Origin of the sequence: Flavobacterium sp. CF136, from assembly GCF_000282055.1 — a bacterium.
Classification (GTDB): Bacteria; Bacteroidota; Bacteroidia; order Flavobacteriales; family Flavobacteriaceae; genus Flavobacterium.
The window spans coordinates 1-18,209 of sequence record NZ_AKJZ01000014.1 but is presented as its reverse complement, the minus strand read 5'-3'; the positions used below and the strand labels follow the sequence as shown (position 1 = coordinate 18,209).

17 protein-coding genes are annotated in these 18,209 nt (G+C 33.8%); 2 read left to right on the top strand and 15 right to left on the bottom strand.

Translation table 11 applies throughout. From position 1 onward, the window contains the following. From ribB to PMI10_RS05850, 15 genes are all read right to left on the bottom strand, one after another. Entirely contained in the window at positions 1-1,134 is a 1,134-nt protein-coding gene (ribB, locus tag PMI10_RS05920) for a 3,4-dihydroxy-2-butanone-4-phosphate synthase (RefSeq protein WP_007805624.1), read from the bottom strand. A 2-nt stretch (positions 1,135-1,136) separates the two neighbouring features. Continuing rightward, positions 1,137-2,594 (bottom strand): LptF/LptG family permease, encoded by a 1,458-nt coding sequence (locus PMI10_RS05915; RefSeq protein ID WP_035631467.1) that lies wholly within the window; start codon positions 2,592-2,594, stop codon positions 1,137-1,139. Positions 2,595-2,602: 8 nt separating this feature from the next. Continuing rightward, on the bottom strand, positions 2,603-3,295 hold the full coding sequence (locus PMI10_RS05910) for a LolA family protein (RefSeq protein WP_007805617.1): 693 nt from the start codon (positions 3,293-3,295) through the stop codon (positions 2,603-2,605). Positions 3,296-3,302: 7 nt separating this feature from the next. After that, complete coding sequence (locus PMI10_RS05905) at positions 3,303-5,747, bottom strand: DNA translocase FtsK (protein ID WP_007805616.1); 2,445 nt, start codon at positions 5,745-5,747, stop codon at positions 3,303-3,305. A gap of 18 nt (positions 5,748-5,765) precedes the next feature. Beyond that, a complete protein-coding gene (locus PMI10_RS05900; RefSeq protein ID WP_007805615.1) occupies positions 5,766-6,140 on the bottom strand; it encodes a diacylglycerol kinase in 375 nt (124 codons plus the stop codon). Positions 6,141-6,147: 7 nt separating this feature from the next. Then, positions 6,148-6,645 carry a thiol peroxidase gene (gene tpx / locus PMI10_RS05895; protein WP_007805614.1) on the bottom strand — a complete coding sequence of 166 codons (498 nt, stop codon included), beginning with the start codon at positions 6,643-6,645 and terminating at the stop codon, positions 6,148-6,150. Between the two features lie 483 nt (positions 6,646-7,128). Beyond that, positions 7,129-7,386, bottom strand: a complete 258-nt coding sequence (locus PMI10_RS05890) for a DUF6952 family protein (RefSeq protein ID WP_007805606.1) — start codon at positions 7,384-7,386, stop codon at positions 7,129-7,131. A gap of 83 nt (positions 7,387-7,469) precedes the next feature. Next, positions 7,470-7,778 carry a thioredoxin family protein gene (locus PMI10_RS05885; protein WP_007805605.1) on the bottom strand — a complete coding sequence of 103 codons (309 nt, stop codon included), beginning with the start codon at positions 7,776-7,778 and terminating at the stop codon, positions 7,470-7,472. 169 nt (positions 7,779-7,947) lie between these two features. Continuing rightward, complete coding sequence (locus PMI10_RS05880; protein ID WP_007805603.1) at positions 7,948-8,586, bottom strand: peroxiredoxin; 639 nt, start codon at positions 8,584-8,586, stop codon at positions 7,948-7,950. Positions 8,587-8,722: 136 nt separating this feature from the next. Continuing rightward, the gene (locus tag PMI10_RS05875) at positions 8,723-10,336 is read right to left on the bottom strand and encodes a glycoside hydrolase family 3 protein (protein ID WP_007805601.1); all 1,614 of its coding nucleotides are present in this window, start codon (positions 10,334-10,336) and stop codon (positions 8,723-8,725) included. A 2-nt stretch (positions 10,337-10,338) separates the two neighbouring features. Then, positions 10,339-10,788, bottom strand: coding sequence for a GNAT family N-acetyltransferase (locus PMI10_RS05870; RefSeq protein WP_007805599.1), 450 nt, complete (start codon positions 10,786-10,788; stop codon positions 10,339-10,341). 23 nt (positions 10,789-10,811) lie between these two features. Beyond that, entirely contained in the window at positions 10,812-11,153 is a 342-nt protein-coding gene (locus PMI10_RS05865) for a tetratricopeptide repeat protein (RefSeq protein WP_007805597.1), read from the bottom strand. A gap of 22 nt (positions 11,154-11,175) precedes the next feature. Continuing rightward, complete coding sequence (locus PMI10_RS22295; protein ID WP_007805595.1) at positions 11,176-12,720, bottom strand: MFS transporter; 1,545 nt, start codon at positions 12,718-12,720, stop codon at positions 11,176-11,178. Then, on the bottom strand, positions 12,707-14,293 hold the full coding sequence (locus PMI10_RS05855; protein ID WP_007805593.1) for a glycoside hydrolase family 10 protein: 1,587 nt from the start codon (positions 14,291-14,293) through the stop codon (positions 12,707-12,709). The genes PMI10_RS22295 and PMI10_RS05855 overlap by 14 nt, the downstream gene beginning before the upstream one ends. A gap of 514 nt (positions 14,294-14,807) precedes the next feature. Continuing rightward, positions 14,808-16,016: an anhydro-N-acetylmuramic acid kinase gene (locus tag PMI10_RS05850; RefSeq protein WP_007805591.1), complete on the bottom strand. Its 1,209-nt coding sequence runs from the start codon at positions 16,014-16,016 to the stop codon at positions 14,808-14,810. Positions 16,017-16,784: 768 nt separating this feature from the next. On the opposite strand from PMI10_RS05850, the gene PMI10_RS05840 reads away from it, so the two are divergent. Next, on the top strand, positions 16,785-17,459 hold the full coding sequence (locus tag PMI10_RS05840) for a hypothetical protein (RefSeq protein ID WP_007805587.1): 675 nt from the start codon (positions 16,785-16,787) through the stop codon (positions 17,457-17,459). 105 nt (positions 17,460-17,564) lie between these two features. Beyond that, positions 17,565-18,119 carry an REP-associated tyrosine transposase gene (locus tag PMI10_RS05835; RefSeq protein WP_007805586.1) on the top strand — a complete coding sequence of 185 codons (555 nt, stop codon included), beginning with the start codon at positions 17,565-17,567 and terminating at the stop codon, positions 18,117-18,119. Positions 18,120-18,209: the final 90 nt, after the last annotated feature.

Here is an 18,209-nt window from a genome sequence, read left to right as displayed (position 1 = left end):
TTAATAGTTTACATATTCGGTAATCTCTAATCCGTAGCCTATCATTCCAACACGTTTTGTTTGTTGTGTATTCGAAACCAATCTAATTTTCGAAATGTCAATATCATGTAAAATTTGAGCCCCAATTCCGTAATCTTTAGTATCAATAACCACTTTTGGAGCTTTCATGGTACCCTGTGATTGTAATGCTTTTAGTTCAGAGATACGGTTTAACAAGTTTACAGCCTGCATATCCTGATTAATAAATATAACAGCACCTTTTCCATCTTCATTGATGATCTTAAACATATCGTCTAATTGCTGGTCAGCATTATTGGTTAAGGTACCCAGTAAATCATTATTAACCTGAGAAGAATGAATACGCGTTAATATTGGCTCTCCTAAATTCCATGTTCCTTTGGTTAACGCAATATGTATTTGTTTGTTGGTTGTTTGTTCGTAAGCTCTTAGTCTGAAAGTTCCAAAACGGGTTTCTATGTCGAAATCTTCTTTTTTAACTATAAGACTGTCATGCTGCATTCTGTAGGCAACTAAATCTTCAATTGAAACTAATTTTAAATTGAATTTTTTAGCCACTTCTGCTAATTGGGGCAAACGTGCCATTGTTCCGTCTTCATTTAAGATTTCACAAATAACCCCGGCAGATTTAAAACCTGCCAATCTTGCAAAATCTATAGCGGCTTCTGTGTGTCCGGTTCTTCTTAAAACACCTCCTTGTTTGGCTACCAATGGAAAAATGTGTCCGGGGCGGGCTAATTCGTGTGGTTTGGTATTTGAATCTACTAAAGATAAGACTGTTTTTGCCCTGTCAGCGGCAGAAATTCCTGTGGTAACCCCATTTCCTTTTAAATCAACAGAAACTGTAAAGGCAGTTTCCATATGATCGGTATTATTGGTAACCATTGCGCGCAAATCAAGTTCTTTGCAGCGGCTTTCAGTAAGAGGCGTGCAAATTAATCCGCGACCGTGAGTAGCCATGAAATTAATCATTTCCGGTGTTGTTTTTTCGGCTGCAGCCAAAAAATCTCCCTCATTTTCACGATCTTCATCATCGACTACAATGATTATTTTACCCTGACGAATATCTTCTATAGCTTCTTCAATGGTATTGAGTTGTATTTTTATTGTTGACATAATTATTCTGGGTTTTGAGAAGGGAAAAACCTCTCGGAAATTTTTTGAAATATATTTTGAATAGGAGTGGTGATAACGTCAAAATTGATTAAACCGTTATCATTTGTTGCCCTGTAAGTTAATAAAACTGCAAGAGGCAATAGTATAAACGAAGACATCCAGGCTCCAATAAAAGGTGTCATTCCGCCTTCTTGAGAAAGTCTTTTTCCAAAAGTATTGATAAAATGGAATGTGATAAAAATTAAAACAGCAAATACAATTGGTAATCCAAGCCCTCCTTTTCGGATAATGGCTCCTAATGGTGCACCAATAAAAAACATTAAGAAACAAGCAAAGGCAATTACAAACTTTTCGTATAAAGCTGTCAAATGCTTATTGATGTCACGCTGTTTATCTTTTAATTCTTTCTGTGTTGATTCTATAGAGTAAATAGTACTGGTCATATTACTCGCAGCCATATCTAAAATCCCCTTTTTTTGTTTATTGTTATAAAGTGATAAAAGGTTATTAGGTAATGATTTTTTCTTTTTTTCTTTGTTGATTGTAACTAAAATAGGTTTTGAGATGCCTACTCGTTGATTTATGTTTTCAGCAAAAGAAATGACTTCATTATCTCTGCTCTTGTTTAACGAGTCAAGAGTGTAACGCAATTCATTAATATTTAGCATACTGCTTGTACTGTTAATACTTTCGTTTTCAGTATCTACCTTGTTTAATTCTGATAAGTCAATATTGATGATTTGTGTTTTAAATGCTCCTTTTATAAAAGGCAACTTAGCTCTGTCTTCGTATTTTTTTGGAGTTACATCCTGATAATAATAGCCATCATTAAGTACCAATTTCAAAATACTGGATTTTTCACTACTTATCAATTTTCCTTTCTTTGCTTTGATAACTGTTTTGTTTTCACCTGTATTGGTTGGTTTTTCGTGAATGGTAACCCCTGTTAGAATATTGCCATTTTCACCGGATTTTTTATTTACTTTAATGTTGTAAAAACCAACATCATTAAACTGACCTTCAGCAATTGCCATAGCGGGTTTGGCCTGGGCAATATTTTTTCGGAAATTAATAAATTTATATTCGGCAAAAGGAATAACGTTGTTGGAAAACCAAAAAGCAACGATACTTAACAGGAATATAAAGATGATTAGAACCCGCATTGCTCTTTGCAATGATATTCCTGAAGATTTCATGGCTGCGAATTCATAATTCTCAGCTAAGTTTCCAAATGTCATAATTGAAGCTAATAAGACCGATAATGGCAAAACTAACGGAATTATGCGGGGCATTGAGAAAAGCAGGAATTTTACAACCAATATAAAGTCCAGATCTTTACCTGCAAGTTCAGAGATAAAGAGCCACACAGTTTGAAGTATGAAAATAAAAAAAAGGATTACAAATACCGTAGTAAATGTAATCAGGAATGTTTTTAATAAGTATTTGTCTAAAATTTTCAACCTTGTAATTAATCTAATTTATTGATGTAGTACTTTGGATATTTACTCGCTACAAATGTAAATTGATTTTTTGATAAAGGCTGATTGGTTTTAAAAGAATTAACGGTTAAAGTTGTTTTTGTACCATTTTTTCCTGTTTCAATTAAATTATAGATGTGTTTTGTCTGTACATCAATACCCAATAAGATCTCTTTTCGCTGATCTTTTGTATTTGTAGGTGCTAATTTAATGTATTGAATTTTTCTTCCCTTAACATTTTGAACAATATCCATATTGTATTTGTATCCGGAATTGAAGAAAGTAAGCATTTTTGAAGGTGTTATGGCATTATCGTCTTTTTCATTTACTTTAGAAATAGTAACTTCTTCATCTTCAGGAACAATTGTGTAGGTTTTTTGGCCATCAAATATTTTGGTTACACCCATAAAATTCAATACATACTGATTGCCTTTCATGATTACATTTCCTTTGCTGTCCTGATTAATATTTTCTTTAGCATTGTTTAAAGAATATTTAAAATCGATAGTAATATTATCGTAGCTTTTTATTTTAGCAGTTACTTGGTTCAATAAATCTTTGGCCTTTTTATCCTGAGCCTGAATAGAGGTAAAGCTCAAAAGAAGTAAAATAGCCATTTGAAGAACTCTTTTACTTTTTTTTGTGATAAAATTGTGGTTGATTTCCTGAATTTTTGTTCTCATGATGGGGTTAATTTTGTTCATTATTAAAAAATTGGTCAAGAGCACTTAAATCTAAGATGTTTACACTACGTGCTTTACTGCCTTCAAAAGGCCCAACAATTCCGGCTGCTTCCAGCTGATCTATTAGACGTCCTGCTCTGTTGTAACCCAGTTTTAATTTTCTTTGCAATAATGAAGCTGAACCTTGTTGCGCATTGACAATAATTTCTGCAGCTTCTCTAAATAAAGTATCTCTTTCGGAAATATCCATATCAAGATTAATGCCAGTTTCTTCGCCAACGAACTCAGGAAGCAAATATGCCGTAGCATACGCTTTTTGTGAACCAATAAAATCTGTAATTTTTTCGACTTCCGGAGTGTCAATAAAGGCGCATTGTACACGAACCACATCGTTTCCGTTAGTATATAATAAATCTCCACGACCAATTAACTGATCGGCACCCTGAGTATCCAGGATTGTTCTTGAGTCAATTTTGGAAGTTACTCTAAAAGCAATTCTCGCAGGGAAGTTAGCCTTAATTAAACCTGTAATAACATTTACAGAAGGCCTTTGTGTTGCAATAATTAAGTGAATACCAATAGCACGGGCTAATTGAGCCAGACGGGCAATCGGAATTTCGACTTCTTTACCGGCAGTCATAATTAAATCGGCAAACTCATCGACTACCAAAATAATATAAGGTAAAAAGCGATGTCCGGCTTCCGGATTTAGTTTTCTGGCTTTGAATTTATCATTATATTCTTTGATATTTCTAACCATTGCATCTTTCAATAAAGAATAACGATTATCCATTTCGACACAAAGTGAGTTCAATGTATTGACTACTTTTGCGTTGTCTGTAATAATAGCATCTTCAGTATCCGGAAGCTTGGCTAAATAATGTCTTTCAATTTTATTGAATAAAGTAAGTTCTACTTTTTTAGGATCGACCAAAACAAATTTTACTTCGGCAGGATGTTTTTTATATAGAAGAGATGTTAAAACTGCATTTAGTCCAACCGATTTTCCTTGCCCGGTAGCACCCGCCATCAATAAGTGAGGCATTTTGGCTAAATCGACAACAAAAGTTTCGTTTGAGATGGTTTTTCCTAAAGCAATTGGCAATTCCATTTCAGCTTCCTGAAATTTAGCAGAACCAATTACACTTTTCATAGAAACCATAGTTGGGTTTTTGTTCGGAACCTCGATACCGATAGTCCCTTTTCCGGGAATTGGCGCAATAATACGAATTCCTAATGCTGAAAGTGATAAAGCAATATCATCTTCTAAACTTTTGATTTTAGAAATTCTGATTCCCGCTTCCGGTACGATTTCGTATAAAGTTACCGATGGACCAACGGTTGCCTTGATTTGTGCAATTTCAATTTTGTAGTTGCGGAGTGTGTCTACAATTTTATTTTTGTTTTCCTCTAATTCTTCCTGATTGATTGTAATTCCACCTGTCGAATATTCTTTTAAGAGATCAATCGTTGGGAACTTATAATTCGATAAATCTAAAGTCGGGTCAAAAAGCCCAAAGTCGGCAACCAGTCGTGAAGCCAGGTTTTCTTCGATAATATCTTCCTCTTCCGCTTTTTCAATGACAAATTCTTCAGTGTGCACCGGCGTTTCTGATACCGGATTTATATTCATTTGAAGCGGCTTCAAAATTGGATTTAAATCGATTTCTGATGAATTTGAAATCGTAGGTTTTAAAGCTTCTTTGTTGATTTCGAATTGAGAAACATCCGTTTTTAAATGTATGTCATCTAACTCTTCATCATTTTCTTCAATGGCAAATTCTTCTAAATTATAGGCACCTTGTGTTTGTTGAGATGTGTTTATAGAACTCAATTCTGATTTGATTTCATTTTTAGTTGAGTCAAAATAGGATTGAATTTTTTCCGGAGATAATTTAATCTTGAAAATCAAATACACGATTAACCCAAAAAGCAGCACTAATAAAGTTCCTGTTTTTCCGATATAATCCTGTGAGAATAAATTAAGTTCGTAACCAATAGTTCCTCCCAATTCAGGTGCAGATGTAGCAAAGAATCCAAATAAAACAGAAACAATAATGATAGCAAATAAATCCCAAAACCAAATGTTTTTTAATTTGCCGGTGGAAAGTTCCAACGCAAAAAACATTCCGGTAAGGAAAAACAAGCGCACAAAAATAAACGAAGCTATTCCGAATCCTTTATATACTATCAAATCGGCAAGATACGCCCCAAATTTCCCTAGCCAGTTTTGCACAACCTCAGAACGGTCGCCAAGCTGACTTACGGCACTTTGATCAGATTGTCCGTTGATGTAAAAGGAAATAAATGCAACTAATAGTGCAATAGAAAACAGTACCAAAAGACAGCCAAAAACAAATTTTTGTTGTTTGGTAAGCTTCCAGGATCTTTTAGTCTCAGTTTTGGTTTCGTTTTTTTTGTTTAAAGTTTCTTTTTTGCTTGTCTTCGCCATTTTTACGTCTCCTGTTGCCTAAATAAATTTTGGTATATAAATAATTAAGCCTGTTGCTATTGCTGTAATTGCAGCAAAAAATACCGCTCCAGCCGCAATATCTTTAATAAATCCGATTCTTTCGTGATAATTTGGGTGAATAAAATCGGCTACTTTTTCGACAGCTGTATTCAGACCTTCTATACTTAGTACAAGACCAATTGCCAGGGTTTGAAAAAGCCATTCTTCATGAGAAATATGGAAATAAAAACCGGCAATAGTCATTATAATTCCTAACGAGAATTGTACCATGACACTATGTTCGGTGGTTATCAATTTTAAGGCGCCTTTAAAAGCGTATGTAACGCTTTTAAGTCGGCCTTTAACAAAAGTATTGTCTTTTTGGAATTCCATTCTTTAATTATAGTGCTGCTAAAGCTGCTTCGTAATTTGGTTCGTTTGCAATTTCGGCAACTTGTTCCGTATGCGTGATTTTTCCGTTGGCATCAACAACAATAATTGCTCTTGAGTGTAAACCTGCTAAAGGTCCGTCAACGATTTCTAAACCGTTTTGTTTACCAAAATCACCTGCTTGAAAATCAGATAGATTAACTACGTTTTCTAATCCTTCAGCACCGCAAAAACGTTTTTGGGCAAATGGTAAATCTCTTGAAATACACAAAACAGTTGTATTTTCTAAATTACCTGCACTTTCGTTGAATTTTCTAACAGAAGTTGCACAAGTTCCTGTATCAACACTTGGAAAAATATTCAAAACTAATTTTTTTCCTGCAAAGTTGCTTAATGAAGCTATTGATAAGTCATTTTGTACTAATTTGAAATCAGCTAATTGTGAACCAACTGCTGGTAATTCGCCTGATGTATGAACCGGATTTCCTCCTAATGTAATTGAAGCCATGATTTTTGTTTAAATTAATGAGGTTCAAAAGTAAGGATTAAAATTTGAATCTAAAAGTATTTGTTACGGGTTGTGATGACAATTATGTGAGTTTTAAGATAACGGAAAATTGTGAATTTTAGTATTTTCCAATGTCAGTCTGAGCGGAGTCGAAGACCTTAATTCGTACTAAAGCCTTCGACTCCGCTCAGGGTGACAATTGTGTTCTCTTTTCCTATGTTTTTCTTCGCGAGAGGGATGGGAGCAAGCTACCGAAGTAGCGCGTACAGCCCGACAGCATTAGGGAAAGGGGCGAGTGGAGACAAAGTTAAATAGCCCCTTTTTCTAATGGTGTCTCGTCCTTATTATTTTAGGGATAGATTTTATATTTTGTTGCAGAGTTTGGATATAAATCTTATATACTTGATACATTCTTAACACATTTCACAAAAAAAAAGCGTCTCTTGATTCAGAAACGCTTGAGTTTTTTTTGAAAGAGGCCGATTATTTATCGATTGAACCTAAAACACGTTTCATAAACGCATTTAAAGCTTCTTTTTTATCCGTGCCCTGAGTTACCATTTTATGTACTTCAAGCGCACCGTACATGTTTGAAATCAATTCGCCGATTACATCTAATTCTTCGTCTTTTAAAGACGGAATTTCGGTCATAGCTTCAAGAACTTCAATTGTTTCGATGATATAATCCTGATCGTTTTCTTCGATAAATTGGGTCAATTGCTTTATTACGGGTAATTTCATTTTTTAGATTTATAGATTACTGGATAATTCGATTTTTAGATAAGATTCGAAAAATCTAACAGTCTAAAAATCTAACGATCGATTTACGCAATAGCGTTTACCAAATCGATTAAAACTTCTTGTTTGTTGGTTTGGGTTTCACCAACTAATTGCCCGTTTACAAAAGTTGCAAAAGTAGGCAGGTTGCTTACGTTGGCTAATTTTCTTGATTCAGGAGAATTTTCAGCATCAACCAAAACAAAAGTGATAGCTTCATTTTCTGTTGCTAATTTTTTGAATTTTGGTTTCATAATACGGCAATTTCCACACCATGAAGCTGAATATTGTACTACTACTTTTTCGTTTTTAGCAACTAAATCTGCTAACGTATCTTCGTTTAAGTCGATTAACATAGTTTTTGTTTTAAGGTTCTGAGGAACTGAGGATCTAAGTTGCTAAGGTTTTTAGCTTTTTTTTCAGTCTCTTTTGAATATTTTCGGAAGTAAGATTTTAAGTTACTAAGGTTTTAAGAAAAAATCTTAGAACCTTAGCATCTTAGTATCTTAGAACCTTTAAAAGGAATTAGTTCGCGCTCAGGTACTCAGCAGTACTGATTCTGTCAGCGCTCATAGCTTCTTTTCCGGCTTCCCAGTTTGCAGGACAAACTTCTCCTTTTTCCTGAATGTGTGTGTAAGCATCAACCATTCTTAAGTATTCGTTTACGTTACGGCCTAATGGCATATCGTTTACACTTTCGTGGAAGATTTTTCCAGTTTCGTCAATTAGGTAAGTAGCTCTGTAAGTTACGTTTGAACCTTCGATGATTACTGAATCAGTTTCTTCGCTGTATTCTGTAGTTTCAATGTCTAAAATCCCTAAAATGTTAGATAAGTTACGGTTTGTATCAGCAAGGATTGGGTAAGTTACACCTTCGATTCCACCGTTATTTTTTGGAGTGTTTAACCAGGCAAAGTGTACTTCGTTTGTGTCACATGAAGCTCCAATTACGATAGTATTTCTTTTTTCAAATTCTGGTAATGCAGCTTGAAAGGCGTGTAATTCAGTTGGACATACAAAAGTGAAATCTTTTGGATACCAAAACAAAAGAACTTTTTTGTTATTGTTTACTGCTTCTTCAAAAATGTTGATTTTTAAATTATCACCCATTTCTGAGATAGCATCTACTGCAATACTTGGGAATTTTTTTCCTACTAAAGACATATTTTTCGTTTTAAAGTTAAAAATTTATTTCGGTGCAAAAGTAGCGTATAAGTTAGTGTACTTACAATAAGATGTAATTATAAATATTTATTTAGTAATAATTTTTAGTTATACTTTAAAACGAATTTATTGTAAGTTATTGAATTTCAATATTTACAGGAAGACTTCCGTGGCAATCAGTATTTTCAAGAAATTGAATTCCTGCTATTTTTTGAAATTCTTCAAAATCCTGATACACCTGAATTAATCCTGAGGCTTTTTTAAGATTTGGAATTAGTGGCAAAACATACGGATTCCCGAAAACGTAAATGATGCATTTTTTAGTTTGTAGTAAAACTGAAAGTAAATCTAAAATTTCATCATTTATTTCGAAATTATTTGCTGGCTTTGCTTTCGGAACAAATAATGAAATGATTATGGTTTCGAAGTTTTTCAGTTGCTTTTTAATAGTTGAAACATCTGAATTTTCTAAGTTTTCAAAAGCAAATTCGGGAGAATCTAATTTTGGATTTAATGTTTGGAAGAAAGTATTCTGCGTACTTTTATACAAACTCAGTTTGGCTAACTGATTATTTTTATGCGCTTCAAAAACCAGTTCAGTATTCGAATTATCAATTATTTTTGTAATTGCATTTTCAGCAATTTCAAGATTTAATTCTGATGCTTTTTCAAAATTTAATGTTCCGACTGCTGCAAAAGAATTATTTAAAAGTCCCACTTTTTCTTTGGCTTTCATGATTCTGTTGAAGCTTTCTTCAATGCGTTCCGGTGAAGCATTTTTAAGAATGGTCTCAATTCCTTCAGGAACATTTTCAGCAAAACATAAAACATCATTTCCGGCGTTGAAAGCTTCCCATTCCAGTTCACCTTTGGTTTCGTATAATTTCGAAACGCTGTGCATGTTCAGCGCATCAGAAATTACTAATCCGCTATAGCCTAATTTCTCGCGTAAAAGTGTTTCTATAATCGGTTTTGATAAAGTAGCAGAAGTATCTTTTCCGTCATTTAAGCTCGGGACAGCCAAATGTCCAATCATAATCGAATCGACATTATTTTCAATTCCCTTGATGAAGGGATATAATTCGTTTTCCATTAATTCTTCTAAACTCTCCTTTAAAACCGGCAATCCCAAATGCGAATCGACATTCGTATTTCCGTGTCCGGGAAAGTGTTTCAGGCAGCCTAAAATCCCAACTTCCGACATTCCTTTTAAATATTCTATGGCAAAATCAGCAACTTTTTCTTTGTTTTCACCAAAAGAACGATATCCAATAACCGGATTGTTTGGATTGTTGTTTATATCTGCCAAAGGTGCTAAATTATAATGAATTCCGGCGGCTTTAAGGTCTAAGCCAATTTGCTTTCCAACTTCATAAACCAGATTCGATTTATTTTCAGGCAAAGCACCAAGCGTAATCGCATACGGATATTGCGGTGTTTTTTCGATACGCATAGCTAAGCCCCATTCGGCATCGATACTTATTAAAAGTGGAGTGGAAGCACATTTTTGATAACGAATAATCAAAGCTTTGATTTTTTCGTAGCTATCATCATTAAAAACGATTTTTTTCTTGCTTTCGTAGTTGGTAGCTGCGCTCGCACGACTATGAAAAAAGGTTAGTCCGCCAATATTGTGTTCTTTGATTAAACGTTCGGTTTCCTGAATGTTTTCTTCGGTATCGTTTATAAAAACAGCTGGGAAAAAGAATTGTCCCACTTTTTGTTTTAATGCTTCGGCTGTCATTTTCATTATTATAAAGTCTTTTTCATACAGACACTATTATCCATTTCTTCGTAAGGAGGATAATTTTGAATTATGGTATAGCCTGATTTCTGATACAAAGAAATTGCTTCTGGTTGTTTTTTTCCTGTTTCCAGAATAGTATAGGTATAATTTAGTTCAGCTGCCCAATTTTCCAGTTCTTTTAAAACGGCAGCAGCAATTCCTCTTTTTCGGTAATCAGGATTTACAAACATGCGTTTGACTTCTACCGTATCTGATTTTTTTTCCCTGAATGCTCCACAACCAACGGCAACATCATTTTCATAAAAAACGATGACATGTTTTATTTTATCAATTTTATTAAACTGATTATAAAAAATGTGATCTTCTCCATCCCTGATTTTTAAATCCTGATCTAATAAAACTACCAGATTTATAAAATCAATATCGTCAGAGTTGGTTCTTTTTAAGCGGGTCATGATAAATACTATGAAATTTATTTTTACTTAAGTTTGCTTTTCTTTTGTTTGGCAAGCTGTGTTTTAGTGTGCAATGCTTTTTCCAGTCGGTTTTTAAATCGGAAGAGTTTTGGTAATCCTTCAATTCGGTCTTCGATTGTAATTTCTTCAAAAATGATAATGGCTTTTTCTAAAACCCGGATTTCGTTATCGATATCGTTTTGATTTTTGTAGATCGTGGCTAACCGATCGTAAGGATGGTTTCCTTTAAAGCTTTCCTCTACATTCTTCTCATATAATTCAATTGCTTCTTTAAAATTCCCTGTTTTTTCGAACTCAGCTCCTTTCAGGTTTCGTTCGGACTGCAAATTCTCATTGATTTCCATATGTAAGATGTTTGATTTGGGGTTAAACTTCTTCTTCAGATTTTTTCCCAAAATCTTTCGGGAAAATTAAAAAACGTGATAAAATAATACCAGGAATTGTAGCCAGAAATACCCAAATAAAGAAATTTCCGTAGCCTAAATATTCCTGTATATATCCGCTGGCCATTCCGGGCAACATCATTCCCATCGCCATAAATCCGGTTGCAAGAGCGTAATGTGCGGTTTTTGATTCTCCTTCAGCCACATAAATTAAATACATCATGAAAGCTGCAAAACCAAAACCGTAACCAAATTGTTCGATAATTACAACAGCATAAATATAGTAAATGGAAGCCGGATGAAAATACGCTAATAAGATAAAACCAATTATTGGCAAGTGCATGGTTAAAATCATTGGTAGCATCCACTTTGTCAAACCTTGTTTTGAGATAGCAATTCCACCAAGAATTCCGCCTAAGGTTAAAGCGATTAATCCAAAAGTTCCATAAATCAAACCGATGTCCTCGGTTTCAAGTCCCATCCCGCCTTTTTTAATTGTTTTTTGATTTCCTTTATTAACAATCAATAAATCTACAAAGTCAATTCTGGCCTTATTTGCATTTTTATATTCTGCTTTATCTTTATTTTCTACTTCTGTCAGTGGTTTTTTTTGATTTCTCATTTCCACTAAAATGGGAAGTTTAGAATAAAGTAGCTGTAGTTCTGAATCGGATAATTTTTCTCCGTTCTTTACTTTTGAATTATATATTTCCAAAGCTTTTGCCTGACTTTCGTCTGATCCGGTTTCAACTAGTTCATACTTAATCGGATCTACTAAAAATGGAGTCAACATCTTAATTAATTGCGATTCCCCTAATCTGAATAATAAGATAAAAGAAAGGACCAGGATAATTTGTTTTTTTCTGAAGAAGCTTGCAAAAATGCTTGCAAAACTTTGTTTATTAGTATCTATAGGTTTTTCGCCTGCGTTTATCTCGGTTTTCGGTGTCGAGAAAAAATTGTAGACCGTTATAAAAGTCATTAACAAACCAACAGCAATCATGGTATAAGACCAAGCTTTAGTATTGTCGCCGTATTTGTGTTCCAAATATCCCGCTAATAAAACAATTAATCCGTTTCCGGCCAACATTGCGAGTCTATAAAAGGTACTTCTGATTCCGATAAAAAAAGATTGTTGATCTTCGGGTAAAACCAATAAATAAAAGCCATCGCTAGCAATATCATTAGATGCTGAAGCAAATGCGGCAACCCAAAAAATAGCCAGGGTCATCATAAAAAAAACGCTTGTTGGAATGGTAAAACCGACTAATAAAAAGGCAATAGAGATAAGCAATTGCATCGATAAAAACCATTTTCTTTTAGTTCCGAATAATTCAATAAACGGACTCCATAATGGTTTGATTACCCAAGGCAGATATAATAAACTGGTATAAAGACCAATGTCTTTGTTAGAGATTCCAAGTTTTTTGTACATGATAACCGAAACGGAAATGATGACAGCGTAAGGTAATCCAGACGCAAAATTAAGAAGCGGAATCCAAAACCACGGTTTATTATCTGTTTTCATTGGGTTGTGCAGGTGTATAGATTTTAAATGTCTTTTTCAGGTCAATAATTGTTGGAATACTTTCGTTTGCAAAATAATCAATAAATGTGACAGCGCAAGCTTTATAAAGTTTCATTTTTTCGGCAGGGAGTGATAATGAGATAGTTCCTGTATTATTTTCGTCAATAAATATTTTATCTAAAATCTGACTTGGATCGTTGATATTTATTTTTGAAATATGTTCTGCTCCATAAACCACCATATAGCGCACTTTTGTATTGAATGGATATTTGATGTTGAGAATGTATTTTGAACTGAACTTCGTGCTGTCAATAATAAATTCATTTACAAAAGGAGTGTCAATAATAACACGTTTTAAATTTGGAACTGCTGCGGGTAATGCCGGATATTTATATTGATTTTCTTCTAAATGGCGAACGATATCAAAGTTTTTGTCCATGAACCATTTTGCACTAAAATAAGCGCTTCCGGATACATTTTTAAAGTTTCTGGCAAAATCAACCTGATTCGGAATTTCGCTCATAAAATTCCAGCTTTTATCACCGTCAGCCCTGATTTTGTAGGATGCATGCCCAATATAAACGGCAGTATTATTAGAATTTTCTGCCCACCATTTTACTAATTTTGAGTAAGAAGCTCTTGGGTTATTCATACTCCAGTACAATTGCGGCAGGATGTAATCGATCCATTTCTGGTCCATCCATAAAACAGGATCGGCGTATAAATCATCATAATTTGCTGTTGATTGTGTGTCTGAACCTTTTGGATCTACTGATTTATTTCTCCAAACCCCAAATGGGCTGATTCCAAACTGAACCCAGGGTTTGCTTGCTTTGATAGTCGTAGAAATGGTATGCACAAAATTACTGACATTTGCACGGCGCCAGTCTGCAATACTTAAACCTGCACCATATTTTTTATAGGAGGCTGTATCATTAAAAACTTTTCCGGGAACGGCATACGGATAAAAATAATCATCAAAATGTATGGCATCAATATCATATTTATCGACAACTTCTTTGACAACTTTAGTCAAATGTGTCTGAACCTCAGGCAATGCAGGATCGTAATATAACCTTCCTCCATATTCGATCATCCATTCCGGATGTTTAAAAATGTCGTGAGTCGGGCTTAGAAGGTTTTTGTTTAAATCGAAAGTGGCACGATACGGATTCATCCAGGCATGAAATTCAAACCCTCTTGCGTGCGCCTGTTCGATCATCCATGCCAATGTATCATAATAAGGACTTGGGGTTACACCTTCTTTTCCGGTTAAAAAACGCGACCATGGTGCCAGTTCTGAAGGATAAAAAGCATCACCAACACTTCTGACCTGTACAATTACGGCATTAAAGTTTAGTTTTTTATAGGCGTCTAAAATTTCAATATAATCAGCTTTTTCTTTTTCAACACCATCAATACCGGTTTTTGGCCAGTCAATATTTACCACGGTTGCAATCCATACACCCCTAAATTCATTTTTAGGATGTTTTGCTTTTTCCTGCGAATTGACATTCCATCCAAAGAAAAATAAAAATATGATAGAGAATAATAGGTATTGATTTTTATGCATTGTAATCTTTTTTAACAGAAATCAAAAATAGTTTTTTTAGCTGACTATCGTAAATAATTCAGAGATTATAATTTAAAACGCTATTTGTTTGGTTTTCATGTAATGGTTCTGTTTTTTATTAAATAGTTTTTTTGCCACGAATTGCACGAATTTTTTCGAATTATTTTTTTCTGCTATTATGTATAAATTAGTGAAACTTATTTTAACACATAGTAACATAGTTTTCTTTGTCGTTAAAGGCGTTTCACTTGTTTAAATGCACATAAGCTATGTGTAAAAATCTGGATTTTTTTAAGAACATCTTTTTTAAAATTTAATCTATTGTATCTATGTGTTTAAAATTTTAAGTTCCTTTTTAACACATAGACATATTTTTTGTCGTTAAAGGCGTTTCACTTGTTTAAATGCACATAAGCTATGTGTGAAAATCTGGATTTTTAAGAACATCTTTTTTGAAAACTTAAATCTCTATGTTCCTAGCCTGTGCTGAGCGGAGTCGAAGTGTGTTTAAAAATTAATCCGGAAAAGAAATTTTACCCATTGTCACTGATGGAATTCCTTTGTTTATGCCAAAATTATAATCTCCGCCGGCAACCGTTTCATTGGCTAAAATAGCAAATAAGACTGCCTCTTTGGCATCGCTTAAAATGCCCAAATCATCACTTTTTTGAAATTTGCAAAGCAGCAGTTCTTTTAACCAATTCACCAATAACGGATTGTTTGCACCTCCTCCCGACATATATATTGTAAAATCTTCAATTGGGATTTCCGTATTTTTTACCACAAATTCAATCGCTTCGGCAATTGTTTCTGCACTAAGCCGTGTTAAGGTAGCCAGCAAATCTGGTGCCGAAATATCGGTCAGGTTTGTTTTTGAAAGTGCTTTTTGTACAAATTCGAAATTGAATAATTCCTGACCTATGGTTTTAGGGAAACTTTTCGTGAAGAATGCATCGTTTTTTAATTCGGTTAAAAGTTTCTGGTTTACGGTTCCTTTTTGAGCGATTTCAGCATCTTTATCGTAACTTTTTTCAGGGAAATAATGTTTAGTGTAAATGTCGATTAGCGTATTTGCAGTTCCGGTATCAGTTACAAAAACATCTTCAGCATTTAGGGAAGCGGGTAAATAGGTGAAGTTCGCAATTCCGCCCATGTTGAGCATAATACGGTTTTCGCCTTTTTTGCTAAATAGTAAATAATCGCCGTAAACCGCCAAAGGTGCGCCCTCACCACCAGCAGCAACATGTTTTTGCCTGAAATCTGACAACGTGATAATCCCGGTTTTTATCGCAATATGATCGCCGTCGCCAATTTGTAAAGTCGCATTGGGGAATTTTTCCTGCTGATGTAAAAACTTCGGAGCATGCAAAACCGTTTGTCCGTGCGAGGCGATTAAGTCAACTTCTTGCGTGGGGATATTCCATTTTTGAAGACAATCGTTAACCATATTGGCATGCAGGATTCCGATCCATTCGTTTAACAAAGCGAAATGCTGAAAATCGACCGTTTTCTTGGCAAATACTTTATGGATTTCGGTTTTAATATCTTCGGTATAATTGATGGTTTCGAATTCCAGAATTTTTACGGCAGTATTTTCGCCTGCGCCGGAAACTTCGCAAAGTGCAATATCAAGCCCGTCAAGCGAAGTGCCGGACATTAAACCTATTATTTTTCGGGTCTCTTTTTGGGCGATTTCATAGAGAGCGCTTATATTTTTATTCATTAAAATGATGTTTTAAGGAAATGTTTTTTTGATAATGCTAAAATGGGATTTATTTGGATATAAATTTAGGGAAAATGAGGCTTTTTTTGCTTTAATAACAGGTATAAATACGTAGTTGTTTATATTGGCTAATTAATATTTTTGCGGTAATAAATTTTTTTGCCATTCCATAACATCTAAATACATACATGAGATCAATATTAGCCTGTGTTTTACATTTTTTATACTGGGTTTGGTTTATATATTTTGTTTTTTACATCATTCAGGAAATTATGACACTGAAACAAGTGGCAGTAGGGGAAAGGATAATATTTATGGCAATTTCTACTTTTATTTTATTTTTTGTTGGGCTTTTTTTGTATTTATTTACGCTTAGTTTTGAGATTTCAAATATGCTTAATAAGCATTTACGATCTTCCTCTCTGTTTTTTTGTTTTACTCTGATTGTTTTGTTTTTTCTTGTTTTAAGAGGAAATAGTTTGCTGCGTTTACAATATTGAGCTTTTAATTTTAAAGAGCGCTTATATTTTTATTCATTAAAATGATGTTTTAGAAAAGCAGTTTATTTGGATATAAATGTAGGGAAAAGTTGAGGATTTATTTGTTTTCTACTTTTTAAAACACGTAAAAATACTTGCTCTCTTTCTTTTATTTATTGTTACTCTTGTTTAACGTAAATTTTAGTAGAATATGGTTTTCCGTAAAAAAGATAATTATAGCGTACTGATATTTGTTGCATTATATAACTAAATACTTATACAACTAACTATGGAAAAAATAACCGTAAAAAAACTAATTGAATTTCGTGGAAAAAATGATAAAACTAAAATCACTTTAGTAAAAAATCTCAACAAGGAGAAGACGAAATCTGCGGATGGTTCTGGAGGGGATTATTGGATTAGTTGTCTAAGTGCAATTAGAAATACTTTCAAGTATGGGAATGCAAATTTGTTGGATGAGAAGATTGAGTTATTGGAAGATAAAATAAGAGTTGAAGAAGATAAAAAAAATAAAGATCAGTTTCAAAGAAATCTTGACATTGTAAATAATTTTAAGGATTATGATTTTCAACATTTAAAACCAAATGCTGATTTGACTTTTCTAACTCAACCAAAAGATCGAGCCATACTTAATATTAAGGGGTTTCCAATTGAAGCGAAACCCTGTCATATTTTTACGTTTTCAAATAACAATAGTGAGGAAATTGCAGGGATTTGGTTTGTGGCTCAAATAAATGGCTTCAAAAAGAGTGAACTAGGAATGTTTGCTGACATACTTTATCGATATTTAGATAAGCATTATTCAAAAGATTTTTATATAAATCCAGATTATTGTATTGCAGTTGATCTTTATAATGGACAAGAAGCAAACTATGCGGAAATACCAACTAGCGCTCGTTTGTCCACATTTTCTGGTGCTCGATTGCATCGAGTACCTACTTAAATTATGTAAACAAAATCGTAGCGTTTGCAACGCGGATAATTAAACCAAGCAACTTGTAAAACCGTTGCAGCTATTTTAAAAATCAATACCTTTAGGATAAAATCAATGTCTGGAAAATATAAAGTTATTGATAGTACGGTACCAACTTTTGTTACCATAACAGTTGTAGACTGGGTAGATTTATTTGTGAGGCCTGTCTATTGTAATATTTTAGATGATTCTTTAAATTATTGTATTAAAGAAAAAGGATTAAGTGTACATGCGTATGTTTATATGTCCAGTCACATTCATTTAATTATTACAGCAGCTGATGGTGAATTACAAAATGTTATTCGGGATTTCAAAAAATTCACCTCAAAGAAACTCATAGAAGCTATAAAAGAATTTCCGGAAAGCAGACGGGAATGGCTATTGCGAAAATTTAGCTATGAAGCCCAAAAATCAGACAGGGCAAAAAATTATAAGCTATGGAAAGACGGCTTTCATCCAGTTATATTAGATACTTTAGAAAAAATTGAACAACGTATAAACTATATTCATTACAATCCTGTAGAAGCTGAAATTGTTTTTCATGAAAGAGATTTTGTTAATAGCAGTTATAGAAATTATGAAGAAGATAACAGCGTTTTTTGCAATGTAACTATAGAACCTTTATGGTAATGTTATCCGCGTTGCAAACGCTCTGTTTAGTATTTAAAAGTAAGCAGGTACTCGATGCAATCGAGCACCAGAATTATCTGAAATGAATCA

What these genes read in the sequence shown, in the direction of transcription:
- ribB (WP_007805624.1), bottom strand. Translation starts at nt 1,134, where the DNA reads ATGTCAACAATAAAAATACAACTCAATACCATTGAAGAAGCTATAGAA.
- PMI10_RS05910 (WP_007805617.1), bottom strand. Translation starts at nt 3,295, where the DNA reads ATGAGAACAAAAATTCAGGAAATCAACCACAATTTTATCACAAAAAAA.
- PMI10_RS05905 (WP_007805616.1), bottom strand. Translation starts at nt 5,747, where the DNA reads ATGGCGAAGACAAGCAAAAAAGAAACTTTAAACAAAAAAAACGAAACC.
- PMI10_RS05900 (WP_007805615.1), bottom strand. Translation starts at nt 6,140, where the DNA reads ATGGAATTCCAAAAAGACAATACTTTTGTTAAAGGCCGACTTAAAAGC.
- tpx (WP_007805614.1), bottom strand. Translation starts at nt 6,645, where the DNA reads ATGGCTTCAATTACATTAGGAGGAAATCCGGTTCATACATCAGGCGAA.
- PMI10_RS05890 (WP_007805606.1), bottom strand. Translation starts at nt 7,386, where the DNA reads ATGAAATTACCCGTAATAAAGCAATTGACCCAATTTATCGAAGAAAAC.
- PMI10_RS05885 (WP_007805605.1), bottom strand. Translation starts at nt 7,778, where the DNA reads ATGTTAATCGACTTAAACGAAGATACGTTAGCAGATTTAGTTGCTAAA.
- PMI10_RS05880 (WP_007805603.1), bottom strand. Translation starts at nt 8,586, where the DNA reads ATGTCTTTAGTAGGAAAAAAATTCCCAAGTATTGCAGTAGATGCTATC.
- PMI10_RS05875 (WP_007805601.1), bottom strand. Translation starts at nt 10,336, where the DNA reads ATGAAAATGACAGCCGAAGCATTAAAACAAAAAGTGGGACAATTCTTT.
- PMI10_RS05870 (WP_007805599.1), bottom strand. Translation starts at nt 10,788, where the DNA reads ATGACCCGCTTAAAAAGAACCAACTCTGACGATATTGATTTTATAAAT.
- PMI10_RS05865 (WP_007805597.1), bottom strand. Translation starts at nt 11,153, where the DNA reads ATGGAAATCAATGAGAATTTGCAGTCCGAACGAAACCTGAAAGGAGCT.
- PMI10_RS22295 (WP_007805595.1), bottom strand. Translation starts at nt 12,720, where the DNA reads ATGAAAACAGATAATAAACCGTGGTTTTGGATTCCGCTTCTTAATTTT.
- PMI10_RS05855 (WP_007805593.1), bottom strand. Translation starts at nt 14,293, where the DNA reads ATGCATAAAAATCAATACCTATTATTCTCTATCATATTTTTATTTTTC.
- PMI10_RS05850 (WP_007805591.1), bottom strand. Translation starts at nt 16,016, where the DNA reads ATGAATAAAAATATAAGCGCTCTCTATGAAATCGCCCAAAAAGAGACC.
- PMI10_RS05840 (WP_007805587.1), top strand. Translation starts at nt 16,785, where the DNA reads ATGGAAAAAATAACCGTAAAAAAACTAATTGAATTTCGTGGAAAAAAT.
- PMI10_RS05835 (WP_007805586.1), top strand. Translation starts at nt 17,565, where the DNA reads ATGTCTGGAAAATATAAAGTTATTGATAGTACGGTACCAACTTTTGTT.